A 17,731-nucleotide genomic window follows, 5' to 3' on the forward strand; every position below is an offset into this window, starting at 1 on the left:
GATGCCGTTTAACGAATCGCGAGAGCCACGCGCAGCACCGGGCGGCCGGTTGGAATCGCTGCTACTCGTCGCGACGGTCCACATCCCGATGTCCCTCCTGTTTCTTGCGATTCTTTGGAAATCGATGTCGTGGGAAACGCTGCTGGACACGCCGATGTTCACGTACTCCGGGTTTCTCATGGACGAGTACGGCATGGCGCCGATGCGGGATTTCTTCACGTACAACATGCCGGGCACGCACGTGTTGTTCCGTTGGCTATACCATTTTTTTGGAAGCGGCGTGCTGGGAATGCGTCTGGCCGACACAACCCTGCTGGCGATCGTGCTTGGATGTTTCGCGCTCGTGTTGAGGCCGTTCGGGTGGAGGGTCGCGTGGGCGGGCGCCGTGCTCTTTGGAATCGTTCACGTGACGCTCGGGATGCATTGCTACCTACAGCGCGATTTTATCGGTCTCATTCCGCTGCAACTCGCCGTGCTGTCCGCGACGATGTGGTTCGGACGCAGGCCGCGCGCGCGCTGGGTGGCGACCGGATTCTTCGTTGGGGCGCTCGCGCTGGTAAAACCGCACCTGATGATCGGCGGGCTGGTGTTGTACGCGTACTTGGTGCTTCGCGCGAACGACGGCGGTGCGTCGGCCAAGCGCTACTGGACGTGGCGCGCAATCGCAATCGCCGGTTGGTGTTGGTTGGGCGGTCTCGTGCCGGTGCTGTGGATGGCGGCCTACCTGGCCTACTACGGGCAGCTCGTCGAATTCATCAAGGTCTTGATCGACTATTTTCCGATGCACGCGGACATCAGCGGAGACAACACGGTATTCGAGCCGGGCGGCAAAATCCCCTATCTCCTCTCGCACCTGTTCGCCGCGAAAGCGTGGGACAACGTACACTTCGCATTGGGCGCGGGATCGGGAATTGCCCTGTTCCTGTCGTCGCCCACACTTGCGCCGGAACTGAAGAAATACGGGAGTCTGCTCGCGGCGCTGGGCATCGCATATTTACTCTACCCGGCGATTGGCGCGCGTTTTTACGACCACCACTACTACCCATTTCTTCTCCTGTCAACGGTGTGGGCCGCGTTTTGTATGTACCGCTGGAGTGCGGACACGCCGCTTCGCGTACGGGCCTTCTCGCTGGGCATATCGATTTACGTCGTCGCGGGGATGTTGTACGTGAACTACAACGAACTGTTGCAGCCGCCTTCGCGGTCTACCGGGTACTACCGCACGCAACGCATCGCGGCATGGCTGCAGCCTCGCGTCCAATCCGGGGACACCGTACAACCGATCGAGTGGGCCTACGGCGGCATTTCGCACGCGCTGCTGCTTACGAAGTCGAAGTTGGCGACGCATACCTTGTGGGGCGAGGTGCTGTTTCATCACGTAAGCCATCCGTTTGTTCAAGAGCTCAGGCAGGACTTTATGGATCAGCTTAAGTCGTCCAGACCCCGTTTCGTAATTCGGAGCAAGACAGCATTCGATTACGTGCGCGGGGACGATTGCACCGAGAAGTTCCCCGAGTTTGACGCGTACCTTGCGGAGAACTACTTCGTGGCGCTTGAAACCAAGGACTTTGTGATCTGGGAGTCCAACGCCTCCCCCACGGCAGAAAAGGACCGACTGCTGCGCGACGAGTCGCTCGAAACAACGTCCGACGACGACGCGGCGCCTGCCTGAATGGACGGCGCCCGCAATTGGATTCGATCGGCGTGCCCTTTCCAAGACGGACCGGTATCGCGCGGCGAGAGCAGCGCGCGAGTTGAAGGTCCCGGACGGCGGCATGCTAGGATTTGCCCACTCTAACCGTTGAAGGGCCGCATGCTGTTTCAGTCACTACGCCAACGAGGGACCCGCGCGTTTCGCTCCATCGATTTGGAAACACTCCTTATCGCCGCGGCGTTTCACATTCCGTTGACGTACTTGTTTGTCCTCATCGTCGTGAAATCCATGTGGTGGGAAACGACGATCGATACGCCCCTGTTCATGTATTCGGGGTTCCTCATGGACAAGCTTGGCATGGCGCCCGTGCGGGACTTCTTCACGTACAACATGCCGGGCACACACGTCATCTTCCGCTGGATATACCATTTCTTCGGAAGCAGCATTCTCGGTATGCGCCTTGCCGACACGTTGATACTGGCCCTGATACTGGTGTTGTTCGCGCGCATTCTGAAACCGTTCGGGCTTCGCGTCGTATGGGCGGGGACCGTGTTGTTCGGCATCCTGCACATCACGCTCGGCACGCACGTTTACTTGCAGCGAGACTACATGGCGCTGGTCCCGCTGCAACTTGCGATACTTTCCGCAAGCACATGGTTTAGCAGGCGCGAGCGGCTGCGCTGGTTCATGACCGGGCTCTTCACCGGTTTGCTTGCGACGATTAAGCCACACCTCATGCTGGGGGGGCTGGTCTTATACGCCTACTTGGCGATCGATGCCGCGAACACCGCGAACGTGGACTGCCGCGGCAGGCTCTTCCGGGCGGTGAAGATTGGGTTGTGGTGCGTGGTTGGCGGTGTCGTGCCGATTCTGTGGATGATCGCATACCTCGCGTACTACGGGGTACTCGCCGAATTCGTGACTGTCCTCACCCAGTACTTCCCGCTTCACGCGGATATCAACGGCGGGCATGTCGTTTTCGACGAAGGCGAAAAGCTGACATACCGATTCGCCGGAGTGTTTGACAAGTATCCGTGGGACTACTTTCAACTGGCCATCGGCGTGACGGGAGGAATCGCGCTGTTCCTGACGAGCCCGTCAGGGGCCGGGAACGAGAAGAAGTACGGTTACCTCCTCCTTGCGCTTGGAGCGGTGTATTTTGTGTATCCCGCGATAGCCGCCCGCTTTTACGACCATCACTACTATCCATTCCGATTGTTATCGGTGATATGGATCGCGTTCTGCCTGCGCAATTGGGGCACGGACACGCCCCTGCGGGTAAGGCTGTGTTCATACGGGATAGCGGGATTCGTCGTCGTAGGAATCTTCTACGTGAATTTTGGTTTGCTTCAGTTTACCCCTGCCAAGATGGACCCCTACTTTCAGACGGAGCGGCTTACGAATTGGCTCCGGCAGCGGATGCAGCCAGACGATACCGCACAAGCCATCGAGTGGGCATTCTGCGGGTCGACTCACGCGCTATTGCGTCTCGAAGCGAAACCGGCGACGCAGACAATCTGGGGAGAAGTTTTCTTTCACCACGTTAGTAACCCATTCGTGCGGAAACTCAAAGGGGATTTCATCAGGCAACTGTCGGAATCCGAGCCACGTTTCGTCGTTCAGACAAAGATGGAAATGGACTTTGTCGACGGAAGGGATTGCAGCCGGGAGTTTCCGGAACTTGACGCGATACTGCGGGAGCGCTATTTCGTAGCGCTGGAATCGACCGGATTCCGGGTATGGGAATCGAACACGTCGCCCACGGCTGAATCAGACCGAAAGACTCAGGATGCGGTGGTGAAAGAGCGCGGGCCGTTCGAAGACAAGTCAGATGACGATGAAATGGTTCGGTAGGGTGGCGTCGAAAACTACCGGCGCCGCAACATATTCCGCCCCCGAAAACGGCGACTGTAACGGCGCCGCGCCCGCCCGATCGCAATCCGGTGTCGTGGCAATGGCGTGGGTTGGACATCTTTTTTTCCTTGCGTATCTCGCGCACGCGGTGGTCTTCTGGCGGGATCGGGTGCTATACGACACTTCCGTTTTCCTGAATACCGGCCCGTTGCTTGATGGCGTCCCCTTCCGCGCGCTCGACCGGCTTTCTGTCCAAATCCCACCACAAGTATTGCCGCTCATCGTGGTGCATTTCGGCGGCTCGTCTCAGTTCGCGGCCATGGCGTACTCATTCAATTTCGCGCTCTTTCACTACGGAATATGGTTGTTACTGGTGTACGCGTTTCGCCGAATCGATCTTGGCGTGGCGTTCGTTGCGAGCATTCTGCTGCACCTGGTACACAACAACATTTTCATCCAGGCCGACCTGATGCATGCAATGGGCTACATGCTCTTGCTGTATTCGGTTGCGGACGCGCCGCCGGAACTTCGATTCGGCCGGGGAAACCTGCGGAAGGCGCTCCTGATACTTTTCGGATTAACGGCATGTTTCGGCCATCCGCTTATGGCGCTGATGACGCTGTACTGCATTGCGTTCGTAATGCTTAGGCGCCGGCGTTTCGACAGGCAATTACTCGTGGTGACGCTGATACCGATCGCGCTGTATGCAGCGTCGAAATTTACGGTTGGCGCCGGATACGAATCGGGAGCGTTCATAAAGACATTGATGCTTAGCCACTTGCTGGAAAGCCTTCCCTTGCTGCCAAATTACCTGTTGCGAGCCCATTGGCCGCTTGCCCTTTTTCTGGCAGCGTTCATGTTCGCCGCAATGCGAGGCCCCAATGCCCGGGGCATCATCGCGCTCACTGTTGGAATGGTTTTCGTCCTGCTGGCCGCATTTTGCTCCTGGATTCCACTCTATGAACACAGCAATTGGCAGTTCTCCGGGTACACATGGATGTACTTCCTATCCATTTACTTCGTTCTCATGATTCCAATATTCGATCGTGGGCCCTTGCCGCAGGAGGCAGGGAGCCAACGAAACGTTTATCGGATGCGGTTGTTGATCTGTCTTGTGTCGTTGGTTTGGGCCGGGTTCGGCAGCGCGATGGACTTCAAACTCTCGCGGGAGCGGCAATTGTTCATCGCGCGCGTGAGAGACGCGCTCGCCGGCGACGCCCCGCCCATCTACCTGATCGACGACCAGTTCTCGACCAATCCTCTCCTACGCGAGAACGACCTGACACTCTGGGACGATTCGCTGCTTATCTCTTCGTATGACGGCCCGAAAATGGCGTGCATGATTATTCCTCCCTATGCGTGGAAGGAAGGCGAGGCGGACATCTATCGCAAACGGTACCGGTATCGAATGAATGAACGGTATTTCGATATTCCGCCCGCGGACCGTTTTAGCCCGCATGCTGTGAATTCGGTAGTCTCGTTGGAAGCGCTTCGCAAAGCGGCGCTCAATTTGAAACTCGAACACCCCAGGAAGCCCACGGATTTAAGCTACGTCGGCGGCGCCCGCGAGGACTATCTCAAACCGTTAGAGGTCGTCTATTCGGTCCCAGTCACGTTCACCAATCAAGGGACAAGCCCGATGCCGTCTCGCGTGTCGCCGGGCAATGAGAATGACCGGCCAATTCCGGTGACCGTTGGGTATCGGTGGGAAGTGCGCGGCAGACCCATCGCCGAAGTACGCGAGGCGGAAACGTTGCCAATCGACATTCCGCGATCGTTCGTACACAACGTGCATGTGCATCGAAAAGGAGTCCCGCCGGACGCGGAACTCGTCGTAGGGCTCTTCGTCGGCAGAAGGTTCGTACCGTGTGCGAACGTAGAATCTTGGCCGTTGGCCGATTAGCGCCGAATAGCGATTGAACCATCAAGGTGGATGCATGAGCAGAGCGGGAAATAGCCCATTACGCGCACGGGAGTGCGCTATTTGGGCCCTCGTGTTGCTGCTCATTCAAGTCGTTAATTTTTCCGGCTTCTTCGTACGGGGTGAAGTACTCGCTCCTTCCGATCTGCTTTTCAAAATCCGGCCATGGAGCGAACACCGGCCGCCGGGCTTTACGGAGCCGGTGAACTCGCTCATGTACGACCCTGCGATGGCATTTCGTCCGGACTTCATTCGGCTACAGGAGGCGCTTCGAGAAGGCCGATGGCCGTTGTGGAACGATTTGGAGATGGGCGGTCTTCCGTTGCTTGCGAACTGCCAAAGCCGCGTATTCTATATTCCTCACCTGGCGCTTCGGATCCTTGACGTCGATACCGCGATATCATGCTTCATCGTGTGCAAGCTATGGCTCGCCGCCTTTGTCGCGTATGTTTGCGCGCGAGCGCTGAACTTCGGGGTTTGGCCGTCCCGCTGGTTTTCGATCGTCTGGGGGTTCGGATGTTTCGCGCATATATGGGCGTATTGGCCCATCACGGACGTGCTGGTCTGGGCGCCGGTCGTATTTCTCGGTACGGAGTGGGCAATCGAGCGCCGCTACCGAAAGGGTTTTTTTGCATTGGCGCTCGGCGGAACGATGCTCCTTTTTGCGGGGCATCCCGAAACGGCGTTCGCGATCGGCGCGTATGTGACGCTGTACTTCGCGTTGCGACTGGCATTTGCGTGGGCCGGAGGCTTGGCGCCTTGGCGTCCCATTGCGATCTTTGCCGGCGCATGGGTGCTTGCGACAACCGCGTACGCATCGCAGCTCCTACCGTTCATTGAATATCTCCGTCAAAGCGCGCCGGTCGAGGACCGCGTCGATATGCCGCTCACATTCAGCGCCTTATCGACGTTCTGGGTACCCCGCTTTTTCGGAACGAATGCCGAAGGCACTTTTTGGGACAAGAACACGCATAACGCCAACCTGACGATTCAACAGTATGTGGGGATGGCTGCGTGGCTCGGCGCCGCAATTGCTGTCGCGAACCTACGTCGCGGAGCAAACGCGACAGGCCCGGCCGCGCGGGCGCGGGTGTCCGCACTGCTGATTGCAGTTGCCGCTTCCGTTCTGATGGCGGTCGATGCGCCACTCTTGGGATGGGCCCAGAATCTGCCCGGCTTTTCCCACATGCGCACGATTTACCACGTCTACTTCACGTTGTTCGCATTACCGCTACTGGGCCTAATCGGATTAGACACATGGTTTGAACGTCCGCGCAAATTGCGCGAATTGACCATGACACTAACCGTTCTCGTGCCCGCGGCCACCCTGCTTGCGGGAATCTGGATGTATAACGAACGGCTCATCCAGATGGCGGGAGTCCGGGAGTATGTGATGCGAGAAATCGGCACCGCGATATGTATTGCGATGGTCTCGCTATCGATTTTGGCGGCGCATTGCTTGACAAGGCAGCGGGGATTCGTGTGGGCGATATTGATTGCCGCGAGTTGCGCCGACGTATTGTGGCCCGTGCGCGGATTAAACCCGTCCTTGCGGCGCTCGGAGCTTCCGCAGGCAACGCCGCTTATCTCCTACCTGCAGGAGAAGGCGAAGCCGTGCCGCGTCGACGTGCTGGGGGCGGCAATAGCGCCGGGCGCGGCCGGAAACTTTGATGTCGAAGAGTGGGAAGGGTACGACGGTTTGTACCCGGAGCGGCCCATACGATTTAGAGAGCGGCTCGCGCGCAGGATTTGGGACAAGATGTATGTCGTATCGAGCACGGACTACTACCTCAACGATCCCCAATATACGGAACTGGCCCCGATCGGCAAGCTCGCAGACCGCGGAGAGATCGAACTCGAAACAACGCTGGACGGCATAGACGTCTACCGGCACGTACGCATGTTGCCCCGCGCGCGGCTCGTGGGTACTTTGGAGATAGCGCACAACTCCGAACAACTTTTCGAGCGCATGCTCGATCCGGAGTTCGACCCGAGTAGCACCGCAATCACGGAGTCGCCGCCCGTTGCGGCGCTACCCAGTGGACAGGCCGAATCTCCCGGAACCGCAACACTCACAGTTCATCGCCCGGAGCACAGCGTCATCGAGGTGCGCGCGGAGCAAGACGCCGTTCTGGTTGTTGCGGAGAATTACTTCTCCGGCTGGCGCGCGACGGTGGACGGCGTCGATACGCCGATCTTTCCCGTTTACTACTGTTTCCGTGGCATATGCGTGCCCAAAGGCGATCATGTCGTCGCGTTCAGGTACGTGCCGTCCAGCCTCATTGCCGGAGTATCGATGTCCGCAATCGCGCTCGTGGCTTCTTCAGGGTCCGCGATCTACTTCCTGCGCCGACGTCGCTCGTGACGTTTTGCCGTCTGTATCGTCACTCTTGGGCAATTCGCCGGTCGGGTTGGGATTGTAGAAGACTAGCAGGTCGATCAACTTCTTATTGACAAAAGATTTGAACTCTTCTTCCGTAAGTTCGGATAACTCCTTCTCGAATGCGCGCCGCAAGATCAGCCCCTTCTCCCACCTGCACGCGAGAACTGGTTCGTAGCCGATGTCGTGCATTTGTCCGATGGTGTATCCGTCATCAATGATGAGGCTCCACACATCACCCGTGTAGAGCTGTGGGCACACGACGACGAGCTCCGGTTTGCGCGACAACGCGTAGCCGAACCCGCGTTTGGAGTGGCCCACCTTGAACGGACCTGTCGGCTCGGAATGACCCACATGTTCGTCGCACAGTCCCAACATGTCGATGCAGGGCAACTCCGAGTAGTAGGCGAGTTTACCCGCGAGGTTCAGCGCGACGGTCGCGTCAGGATAAGTTTCACCGAGCAGCCTGCCGAGTTTTGCGAGGCCGTCGCCCTGGAACTTCTCGGCACGCGGGCGGTAGTAGCCCCAGAGCGGATAGACGATCACGGCGAATGCGACCAGCACAGCCAGCGCCGCGCTGCCGGCCGACTTCAGCGACGGGAATAGTACGCGCGCCGCGATGACGAGGCCGAGCGGAATGAGCACGAGCATGGGCCGTTCGAAGTAGACGTCTCCGCCGACGTATTGAAAGTATGCGATCCATGCGAGCGCGGCGAGTATTTCGAAATCGGTTGCGATGAGTGCGCGGGTCTGCGTAAAACGAATCATCGAATCGAGCCGCCCGACTATTCCCGCAATTACCGCTGCGACCGTTATCAAGAAGCCGGCGTCGAATATGACCTGGCGGGCCTGCAGGTACCATGCGCTGTGGAGCCGTTCGGTCAACGAGCCGGTGAGTTTGGCGTAGTATGTGTTCGGGAGCGGATAGCCGTAGTACCAGAGCCGCCATGATATGAAGCACAGCGCAAAGGCGCCGAAGACCGCCCCCAGGACGACGGCCTGCCGTGGGCGCCGCCAGAGCAGCCAAGCGAGCGCCAGCACCGGCCAGAGGAAACCCTCGGCGCGCGTCACGAGTGAAAAGATCATTGCCGCGGCGAGCCACACCATCGCCCCGCGTTCGTCCTTCGTGCCCGCGCGACGTTCGAGGCGCACGACGCCGACCCAGATCAGGACTTGCGAGAGCATCGCATACGGCGTGTCCATGCCTGAGGCGACCCAAAATGCGATTGCGGGGCACACTCCAAGCAACAGCGCGATGACGGCGGCGGCAGTCTCGTTTAGTTCCTCCTTCACGAATTTGAAAATAATCGCAATCACCGCCATCCACGCGGCGAAATTCAGGCCCAGCGAAATCCAGTAGATCGCCGACGGGTCAACGTGAACGGAGAGCAGCGCCCCCACGTTCCGAACCGCCCACAACCCGAGGGCAAGCAGCAGCACGTATGCGAGGCTGGAGTACCCTTCGACGTACTCGCCGGGCCTATAGACCAGACCGTGTCCGTCGACAACGTTTCGCGCGTAGTTCCAAAGAATCCCGGCATCGTCGTTCCCTCGAGTGGTCGTGACCAGGATGAGATTGAGCGTGACAACGACTGCGCCGGCAATCGCGGCAACAAGGACGAGGTGATATCCCCGCAGCGATGCGCGCGCCCAGGCGGCGATGGGCGCAAGGTGCGGCAGGCGTTCCAGCGGCCTGTGCGTTTCATGATGCGCTGACATATGGGCAGCCCGGTTTCCTCTTAACCGAAAACAAATCGTATCCGTTTGACTCCGCAGTACGATAGCAAAACTCCTTATGGATAACCGATTCGGCTTGGCGGGGCATGGTTCGCGCGGGCGTACCGTTGTTGGTAATGTACGCAGGCTTATGACCTCGACAAGCGGCCATATTACGCCGAGCGTACCGGACACGGTCCACCGGATACGTGGCAACGGCGGTTTGTATGCGAGCTTTGCGTTGCTCGCGTTCGCATGTTTTCTTTACGGCGACCTGCTGGTCTCGCGAAGCAACGTGGTTGTGTCGCACGTGTTTGGCGATACGTGCGGCGCGTTCGTAGGCTGGCGCCGATTTGGATTTGGCGAACTGGCCAAGGGGAACCTGCCGCTGTGGAACCCGTACGTGTTTTGCGGTGCGCCTTTTGCCGGGAACATGCAGTCGGCGATGTTCTACCCCGTCAACGCACTACTGTACTTGACACTGCCGCTGGCAAACGCGATCAACGCGGAGATTATGTTTCACACGTTGCTTGCGGGTTTTTCGACGCTCGCGTGGGTGCGCAACCGCGGCGCAGGTTGGATGCCTTCGGTGGTGGCTGCGGCTGTCGTTATGGCGGGCGCGCCGGTGAGCATGCGCCTCAACCTGGGACAACTCAACGTCATTGCCGTTTTTGCGTGGCTGCCGCTGACGCTGCTGGCGGTCGATAAACTACTCGAGCGCATTTCGCCGGGGTGGATACTCGCGGGGATTCTGGCCGTGTCCATGCAACTTGTCGCGGGATATCCGCCATCCGTTTACAACAACGCGTTCGCCGTCGCCGTTTACTGCATCCTGCGGCTCGCGCGGCATCCCAACCGGTTGCGGACCACGGGCGCCCTGCTAGTTGTCGCAACCGCGCCTGTGCTCATTGCCGCGGCGCCCATTGCCACGGCTTATCACACCACGCGAGAAAGCCTGCGCGCGGAGGGCACGTCGCTCGAATTCGCGTCGTCGTGGTCGTTGCCGATCGAAAACCTGCTGACCGCGATCACGCCGCTGTTCTTCGGCGACTACACGCACGTGAACTACTGGGGGCGTTGGTGCCTGTGGGACGTGTGCGTTTTCATCGGCGTGGGCTCGCTTTTTCTGCTCGTGTACGGCGCCGCGTACGCACCGAGAAACGCGCGCCTGTACGCAGGCGCAATGCTGGTCATCCTGCTCTTGACGGCGTTGGGACGCTACACTCCATTCTTCACCGCGCTTTATTACGTCGTGCCGGGCCTCGGCAGCTTTCGCGCCCCGTCGAAATTCCTGCTGCCTGCGCTGGTCTTTGCGGCAATGCTGGTGGGACTGGGCGCCGATGCATTTGTCAAAGGTCCGAGACGTACAGGACGGTTCGCTCTCGTGGCCATTTCGATTGCCGTGTGCCTGGCCGCGGCGGGAATCGGCCTGCAAAGTTTTCCATCGATACTCGACAGGCCCAATGGACTGTGGACGGCGCTCGTCGCGGGTGTGGAACAGTCGGGCGAGGCGTACTGGTGGTTCGAGATGGATGACGCCGCGATGGACACGTCCGTGTGGATTGCGAGTATGAGCGCATTTGTTGGCGCGGGCGCATGCATCGCGACGGCGTTTCTGATGCATCGCTCGCGGAGCAGCCGGAACTATCGAATCGTGCTGCTCTGTTTCAGCGCGATCGAAGTTCTGGTTTTCGCGCGGTATATCCGCGTAACAACGGACATCGATACGCTCACGAGCGAGGCGCTTACGGAGTTGCGTGAGAATGACCGCGGCGATTACCGCGAACTGCAGGCAAAATCCATCAATCCGAATTGGCGGCGCAATTTTCCGGTGGACATCGGTATGAAGACGGCGTGGGGTTACGATCCGGTCATGCTGAGGCGCTACGCGGAGTTTTTTGCGTTCGCCCTGGGTGGCGAGGACAGACAGGACTACCTTGTGAATGATGTGATCCTGACCAACATTCTCGACCCGATCAGTGTGTCGGTAATGACGGGAATCTTCCGGTTCGAGTTCGAACCGCCGGACGGCGAAACGAAGCACCGCTTTGTGAAAATGCCGCCGCTCTTCCGGCTGACGCGGTGCAAGTATGTGTACTTCTGGCCGGAGCCGGTCGATGGCATTCTCGGCGGGATCGAGGGGGTGTACCAAGTGCGCGGTCCTCTCCCGCGCTTCTCGATCTATCGCGACTATGTTGTCGCCCCGAATAACCGCGCTGCGCTCGAATCGTTGACCGAGGCCGGCTTCGATCTCGAACACGCGCTCGTGCTTGAAGGCGAACCGGAGCCCGCGCCTTCGACGCAGACCGACGAAAGCAGGTTCTCGAGCGAACGAATTACAGTGACTGATGAGTCCACGGATTACGTCGAACTCGAAGTCGAGCTTGCCGCAGCCGGAATACTCTTCATCACAGACGCATACAGCAATGGATGGAAAGCGGCGCCACTGCCGGGAAGCGAACAGCGTACCTACGAGATTGTGCCCGCGAACCACGCCTTCCAGGCGATACCGTTGGGCGCAGGACATCACCGCATCCGGCTGGAGTACGCGCCCGCGATCGTCGCGGGGGGCATGTGGGTTTCGTCCATTGGGACTCTCGGCTACGTCTCACTATGTCTCGGATGGGCGGTTTGGCAACTGCGGCGGCGAGGTCCAACACTCGCTGGGGCCAACTGACGGGAAGGCGCGCACGACCAAAATGTCTGCCGATCATCAAGAACAAGCGGCATCGCGAGATGGGCGGGTTGGACGGCTGCTGTCGTACATACTCGTTCTCAGCGTAGCGACGTGCGTGCTTACCGAACTCGGCGCACGGCTGGCCGAAAAGTGGTTTGTCGGAATACCGGAAGACGGGGCTTTCTACTGGCACAAGTCCGATCCATATCTTGGGTGGCGCAACGATTCGAGAAGCGCGGCCCGCGTCGGATTGCCGATTGAGGAGAGCGGTTACCAAATTTACCGGGGGACAAAAACGAAACCGGACGCCCCGACGATATTGTGTCTCGGCGACAGCGGCACCTTCGGTATCTGGACCGATGGCGAAATCCGCTTCAAGAGTTACGCGGAGTTTCTCGCAGAGAAATTATCCTGCACGGTCGTTAATGCCGGGACCGTCGGTTACACATCGTGGCACTGCGTGCGCGTGTTGCGTCAATACGACGGCCCGCTCGATGCGATCGTGGTTCGGGTCGGGTGGAACGATCACGCGCATGGCAATCCCATGCGGCTGGACAACGCCGACTCGAAGGTGGCTGCTTGGTTGAATACGTTTGCAGTTGGCCGCCTGGTCCTTCTATCGGCGCAGCGTCCACAGCCGACCGACAAGCCCTCTGTCAGCCTGGACGAGTTTGCCAACAACCTGCGCACAATGGTCCGCATCGCGCGCGAGCGCAACGTTGCACTTTATTTCGTCGATTACCCGACGCGCCTGACCCAGCAGATTGTCGAGAATGCTCCCCTTTACCTCCATATTCACAAGGGTGTCGCCCATTCGCTCGACGATTTACAGGACGTGCATCGCCGTTACATCGGCACGGCGCGCGAAGTCGCCGAAGCGTCAGGCGTGCATTTCGTGGACACTCCCCTTTCAGAGGACCAGTTCAGCCCGGTTGATGCTGTCCATCCCAACGCCGAAGGCGCGGAGCACGTCGCCGCATTCGTCGCTCAAGCGATCGTTGCAGACGGGGCCATTGGCATTCGCCCGGCAGCCCGGCAATAGACGGGCGTCCCCCGGCGGTTGTTCCTTCGGAGGGCGGTCGTTAAAATCGCGAGCCACGCCAGTAAGGCGGAGGAGCGCGTATGGCGACCCCAACACCGGTGACATTGGGGCACCGGGGGCCAGAACCCGAATCGGACGTTTCATCCCGGGAAGGAGCGGATCAAACGCCCTCTCGCTATTACCGGCCCGAGTTGGACTGGCTGCGATTCTTGGCGTTCGCGATGGTTTTCCTGCTCCACGCGTTTCCGTCCGATCCAGCCAAGTATGCCATCCTTGGAATACCGCTGTGGTTTGCGCAGGCCATCATTGCCCCTATTGTCCAGGCGGGCGGGTACGGCGTCGACCTATTTTTCGCATTGAGTGCATTTCTGATCACCGAGTTGTTGCTGCGCGAGAAGGAGGCAACCGGCAAGGTCCATATCAGGGCGTTTTATCTACGCCGTATCCTGCGAATCTGGCCATTGTACATCGGGTTCATTGTCGCCGTGCTGCCATTCGACGTGTTCTGGCTGGGAATCCCGTTTTCTTACCACGTCGCACTACTCGCCTTCACTGGGAATTGGCACATCGTTTTCACAGGTGGGTCCCCATCCCTCTGTGGAAACCTGTGGAGCGTGTGCGTCGAGGAGCAGTTCTACATCGTTTGGCCCAATTTGATGGCGCGGGCAAAGACGAAGCGGTTCGCTGCAATGCTGATTGGTCTCTTCGCATTTACGTGCTTGTACCGAATCATCTACGTGTACGGTACGCCACCTTTCCCATTTGCGGTTTGGTACAACACGTTTACGCGCCTAGACGGGTTCGCGCTTGGAGGGCTGCTCGCGTGCGCACTGCATGGCAGAAGAATCGTTCTGCCGTTCTTGGCTCGTGCGGCAGTGTTCATTCTTGCGGTAGGCATCTTCTGGGGGATTGGCCGCGTGCCATATGGCGGGTATTACGGAGAGTCCCCGGCATGGACCTATCCGCTCGTGGCAGCCGCCAGTGTTGCGCTCATCTTCGCGTTTGCTGCGTCGCCCCCACGAACGACGCTTGGGCCTTTGCTTCAGGCTTTATCGTATCTCGGCAAGATCTCGTACGGACTGTATGTTTTTCATGGTCCCGCATTGCGCCTCGCCGACTACCTGCTCGCTGGCGCGTCGCCGGAATGGTCGTGGATTTGGCGCATGGCCTTCGCGGGCATCTTCACGCTCGTGTTGTCGATGATTTCGTATGCCGTGCTCGAAAAACCGTTCTTGAGAATGAAAGGGCGGTTTACCTTCGTCAGGTCGCGCCCGGAATGACGCAAGCTGATTCCGGACACGACCGGTACTACCGGCCCGAGTTGGACTGGCTGCGTTTCGTAGCGTTTTCCCTCGTGTTTATGATGCATTCCTTTCCGCAGGACGCCGCGGCGTATCGGGCTCTCGGCATCCCCACATGGATCGGCCAGCACATAATCCTGCCAATCGTAGAGTCAGGTGGATACGGCGTAGATTTGTTCTTCACGCTGAGCGCGTTTCTCATTACGGAACTGCTCCTGCGCGAAAAGGAACTCACGGGGCGGGTCCACATCCGGTCGTTCTACGTCCGGCGTATTCTCCGGATTTGGCCGTTGTACGTGACGTTCATTCTGGTGGCCATGCCATTTGACGTGCTGTGGTACAACATACCCATCGAATACCACGTGACGCACCTGGCCTTTACCGGCAATTGGTACCTCGTCTACCACGGACTGCTGCCGTCGCTTTGCAGCCCCCTTTGGAGCGTATGTATCGAAGAACAGTTCTACGCGGTTTGGCCCAACCTTGTACAGCACGCGAAGCAACGACGGTTCGCAACCATTCTCTGCGCGCTGTTCGCGTTCACGTGCGTGTATCGATATGTATACGTGCACAGCGATCCGGAACCGGCAATTGGCGTGTGGTGCAATACGTTGGCCCGGCTCGATGGCTTTGCCGTTGGGGGACTGCTTGCGCTCGAGTTGCACCGGCGGGCTGTTCGCGTTTCGCGAACCGGCCGGATCTTGCTTGCCATTACGGCATTTACCACATTCTGGCTGTGCGGCAGCGCACCATTTGCGGGAAAGTTCGGCCCTGCGGCTGTATGGACATATGCATTAGCCGCCGGCGCCAGCGCCCTGTTAATACTCGCCTTCGCTGGCTCGCTGGGCACGAACACGACAAGTGGCATCGGCCGCGTATTCTCGTACTTGGGCAAGGTTTCTTACGGGGCGTACGTTTTTCACTTCGCCGTTTTGCACGCCATGGACGCGGCAATCAGCGAAATATGGCCTGCATCTGAGTGGACATGGATTCCTCGCACGATTGTAGCGGGAGTGGTGACGCTGGTAATCTCCGCCGTGTCTTACGAACTCCTGGAAAAACCGTTCCTCCGACTCAAGCGCCGATTCACATTCGTACAATCGAGGCCGGAGTAGATGGATCGTTCATCAAGAACCGAAGACTTACCTGTTACCGGGCCGCGCTTTTACCGCCCGGAGCTGGACTGGCTGCGATTTGTGGCATTTCTGTTGGTGTTCACTGTGCACGTCATGCCACTCGAAGCCGGAGACTACACGGCGGCGGGAGTTCCGGCAGGGTTAGCGCACTATGTTCTCGTGCCATTCGCCAGATTCGGAGGGCACGGAGTTGACTTGTTCTTTGTATTGAGCGCATTCCTGATAACGGAATTGTTGCTGCGGGAACGTGACGCACTCGGAACAATTCATGTCAAGGCATTTTACATTCGCCGGCTCCTTCGTATCTGGCCACTGTATTACTGCTACGTGCTCTTAACGTTTTCGTACGAACTTGCAATGACTGACAATCCGTTCCTGTATTACGCGATGACCTTTGTGTTTGTCGGGAACTGGTACGCGGTACTCTGGGGTGAGATACCGACAATCACCGGGCATCTTTGGACAATCTCCGTGGAAGAGCAGTTCTATCTGGTGTGGCCGCTTCTCATACGTTGGACGCGTCCCACCGTACTCCTTTCGTCGTTCGTGGGATTGTTCCTATGCTCCACCCTGTACCGATTGGTGGTTACCATCGACGCTCCGGACTTCAATGTTGCGGCGCATCAAAGCACTATTACGCGGATGGACTGTTTTGCCCTCGGAGGGATGCTGGCGTACGGGCTGCATCGCTGGCCCGCATCCTTTCCGGCGGCCGCACGGTGCGGAATGATTGCGGCCGGTGTCAGCATGTTTGCGCTGGTGGCCGCGGGCCGGGGATTCCTGGTTGGGATTCCGGTCACTTGGATGTATTCATGTGCGGCGACGGGCAGCATGCTGCTTGTGGCAAGCGCTGCGACGGCGCCGCCTCGAACCTATACATCGAGACTGCTTCGTGGAATTGCGTATCTTGGAAAGATTTCCTACGGACTCTACATTTGGCACATTATCGCGGGGCGAACCTCGCAGTACCTCTTGGCGCAAGTAACGCTAACGCCCAGCGTACGGCTTGTAGCCCACATGGTTCTTTCGGCGGCCGTCGTGCTTGCGCTTGCGGCGATTTCCTATGCGGTGCTCGAAAAACCGTTCCTGCGGATCAAGGAGCGGTTCGCGTTCGTGAAGTCCCGGCCGGTGTAGGATGCGATCAAGCCGCCGAATCCAATTCAGGCGCGCTAATTGATTGCCGAACCCTGTATACGGCATCCTCATGAGGGTCATGGGTGTGCAGGGTGGGAAAACGGGTGAGACCGGAACGCCGGGGCCGGGGTCTTCGCCGCGCGTAGTTGTTGTCGTGCCGACGTATAACGAGCGCGACAATATTCGGCCATTTCTATCGAAGCTGCTGCAATGCGTGCCGGACGCCCACGTCCTGTTCGTGGACGACAATTCGCCGGACGGTACCGGCGAGGTCATTCAGGAGAGTATCGACGCGAATCCGGCGCACATCAGCATGTTGCGCCGCGAGGCAAAGAGCGGCCTGGGCGCGGCGTACGTCGCCGGGTATCTGCACGCGCTCGAGCGCTTCTCGAACGCGGAGTACTTCATCCAAATGGACGCCGATCTCAGCCACGACCCGGCGTATGTTCCGGACTTGTTGAACGCCATGGATTCCGCCGACGTGGCCGTCGGCTCGCGCTACGTGCACGGCGTAAGCATCGTGAATTGGCCCTTGCACCGGCTCCTGATCAGCCGCTTCGGCACGGGCTTCGCCAAACTCGTGACGGGCATGCCGATCACCGATCTCACGTCGGGTTTCAAATGTTATCGGGCCGATGTGCTGCGCGCGATGGACCTGACGAAAATCCGTGCGAATGGGTATGTTTTTCAGGTGGAAACCGTGTTCCGCGCATGGCGAATGGGGTACCGGTTGAAGGATGTGCCCATCATCTTTTACGAACGCACTACCGGCGTGTCGAAAATGAACCTGGATATCGCGTTCGAGGCATTTCTCGTCGTGTTGCGTCTCGGAGCAGAGCGCCTCTTCTCCCCCACGTCCATGCCCGCCGCGCGCGACCACTCGCGCGGGAGTTGACGAATGCTTCCGTCCATTTTG

Annotated in this window: 11 protein-coding genes; 10 read left to right on the top strand and 1 reads right to left on the bottom strand. The window is 58.8% G+C overall.

Annotation, left to right across the window (positions count from 1 at the left end; genetic code table 11):
• The first annotated feature begins 1 nt into the window (after position 1).
• The 4 genes from HUU46_15490 to HUU46_15505 all read left to right on the top strand — a co-directional run bounded on the left by HUU46_15490 (position 2) and on the right by HUU46_15505 (position 7,794).
• Entirely contained in the window at positions 2-1,672 is a 1,671-nt protein-coding gene (locus HUU46_15490) for a hypothetical protein (GenBank protein ID NUM55048.1), read from the top strand.
• Between the two features lie 141 nt (positions 1,673-1,813).
• Positions 1,814-3,508 carry a hypothetical protein gene (locus HUU46_15495; protein NUM55049.1) on the top strand — a complete coding sequence of 565 codons (1,695 nt, stop codon included), beginning with the start codon at positions 1,814-1,816 and terminating at the stop codon, positions 3,506-3,508.
• A complete protein-coding gene (locus tag HUU46_15500; protein NUM55050.1) occupies positions 3,486-5,411 on the top strand; it encodes a hypothetical protein in 1,926 nt (641 codons plus the stop codon). Before HUU46_15495 ends, HUU46_15500 begins: the two co-directional genes overlap by 23 nt.
• A 34-nt stretch (positions 5,412-5,445) precedes the next feature.
• A complete protein-coding gene (locus tag HUU46_15505) occupies positions 5,446-7,794 on the top strand; it encodes a YfhO family protein (GenBank protein NUM55051.1) in 2,349 nt (782 codons plus the stop codon).
• On the opposite strand, the gene HUU46_15510 is transcribed toward HUU46_15505, so the two are convergent.
• Positions 7,753-9,528: a hypothetical protein gene (locus HUU46_15510; GenBank protein ID NUM55052.1), complete on the bottom strand. Its 1,776-nt coding sequence runs from the start codon at positions 9,526-9,528 to the stop codon at positions 7,753-7,755. The genes HUU46_15505 and HUU46_15510 overlap by 42 nt on opposite strands.
• Before the next feature lie 76 nt (positions 9,529-9,604).
• Between HUU46_15510 and HUU46_15515 the strand changes: the two genes are divergently transcribed.
• From HUU46_15515 to HUU46_15540, 6 genes are all read left to right on the top strand, one after another.
• A complete protein-coding gene (locus tag HUU46_15515) occupies positions 9,605-12,202 on the top strand; it encodes a hypothetical protein (protein NUM55053.1) in 2,598 nt (865 codons plus the stop codon).
• A gap of 22 nt (positions 12,203-12,224) precedes the next feature.
• Entirely contained in the window at positions 12,225-13,244 is a 1,020-nt protein-coding gene (locus HUU46_15520; GenBank protein ID NUM55054.1) for an SGNH/GDSL hydrolase family protein, read from the top strand.
• Positions 13,245-13,324: 80 nt separating this feature from the next.
• On the top strand, positions 13,325-14,524 hold the full coding sequence (locus HUU46_15525; protein NUM55055.1) for an acyltransferase: 1,200 nt from the start codon (positions 13,325-13,327) through the stop codon (positions 14,522-14,524).
• Positions 14,521-15,660 (top strand): acyltransferase, encoded by a 1,140-nt coding sequence (locus tag HUU46_15530; protein ID NUM55056.1) that lies wholly within the window; start codon positions 14,521-14,523, stop codon positions 15,658-15,660. Before HUU46_15525 ends, HUU46_15530 begins: the two co-directional genes overlap by 4 nt.
• Complete coding sequence (locus tag HUU46_15535) at positions 15,661-16,815, top strand: acyltransferase (protein NUM55057.1); 1,155 nt, start codon at positions 15,661-15,663, stop codon at positions 16,813-16,815. It begins immediately after the preceding gene.
• A gap of 79 nt (positions 16,816-16,894) precedes the next feature.
• A complete protein-coding gene (locus HUU46_15540; GenBank protein NUM55058.1) occupies positions 16,895-17,710 on the top strand; it encodes a polyprenol monophosphomannose synthase in 816 nt (271 codons plus the stop codon).
• Positions 17,711-17,731: the final 21 nt, after the last annotated feature.

Source organism: Candidatus Hydrogenedentota bacterium (assembly GCA_013359265.1).
GTDB lineage: Bacteria > Hydrogenedentota > Hydrogenedentia > Hydrogenedentales > SLHB01 > JABWCD01.

Excerpts from the sequence above, each read along its gene's own strand:
- HUU46_15490 (NUM55048.1), top strand. The coding sequence starts at position 2 with ATGCCGTTTAACGAATCGCGAGAGCCACGCGCAGCACCGGGCGGCCGG.
- HUU46_15495 (NUM55049.1), top strand. The coding sequence starts at position 1,814 with ATGCTGTTTCAGTCACTACGCCAACGAGGGACCCGCGCGTTTCGCTCC.
- HUU46_15500 (NUM55050.1), top strand. The coding sequence starts at position 3,486 with ATGACGATGAAATGGTTCGGTAGGGTGGCGTCGAAAACTACCGGCGCC.
- HUU46_15505 (NUM55051.1), top strand. The coding sequence starts at position 5,446 with ATGAGCAGAGCGGGAAATAGCCCATTACGCGCACGGGAGTGCGCTATT.
- HUU46_15510 (NUM55052.1), bottom strand. The coding sequence starts at position 9,528 with ATGTCAGCGCATCATGAAACGCACAGGCCGCTGGAACGCCTGCCGCAC.
- HUU46_15515 (NUM55053.1), top strand. The coding sequence starts at position 9,605 with ATGGATAACCGATTCGGCTTGGCGGGGCATGGTTCGCGCGGGCGTACC.
- HUU46_15520 (NUM55054.1), top strand. The coding sequence starts at position 12,225 with ATGTCTGCCGATCATCAAGAACAAGCGGCATCGCGAGATGGGCGGGTT.
- HUU46_15525 (NUM55055.1), top strand. The coding sequence starts at position 13,325 with ATGGCGACCCCAACACCGGTGACATTGGGGCACCGGGGGCCAGAACCC.
- HUU46_15530 (NUM55056.1), top strand. The coding sequence starts at position 14,521 with ATGACGCAAGCTGATTCCGGACACGACCGGTACTACCGGCCCGAGTTG.
- HUU46_15535 (NUM55057.1), top strand. The coding sequence starts at position 15,661 with ATGGATCGTTCATCAAGAACCGAAGACTTACCTGTTACCGGGCCGCGC.
- HUU46_15540 (NUM55058.1), top strand. The coding sequence starts at position 16,895 with ATGGGTGTGCAGGGTGGGAAAACGGGTGAGACCGGAACGCCGGGGCCG.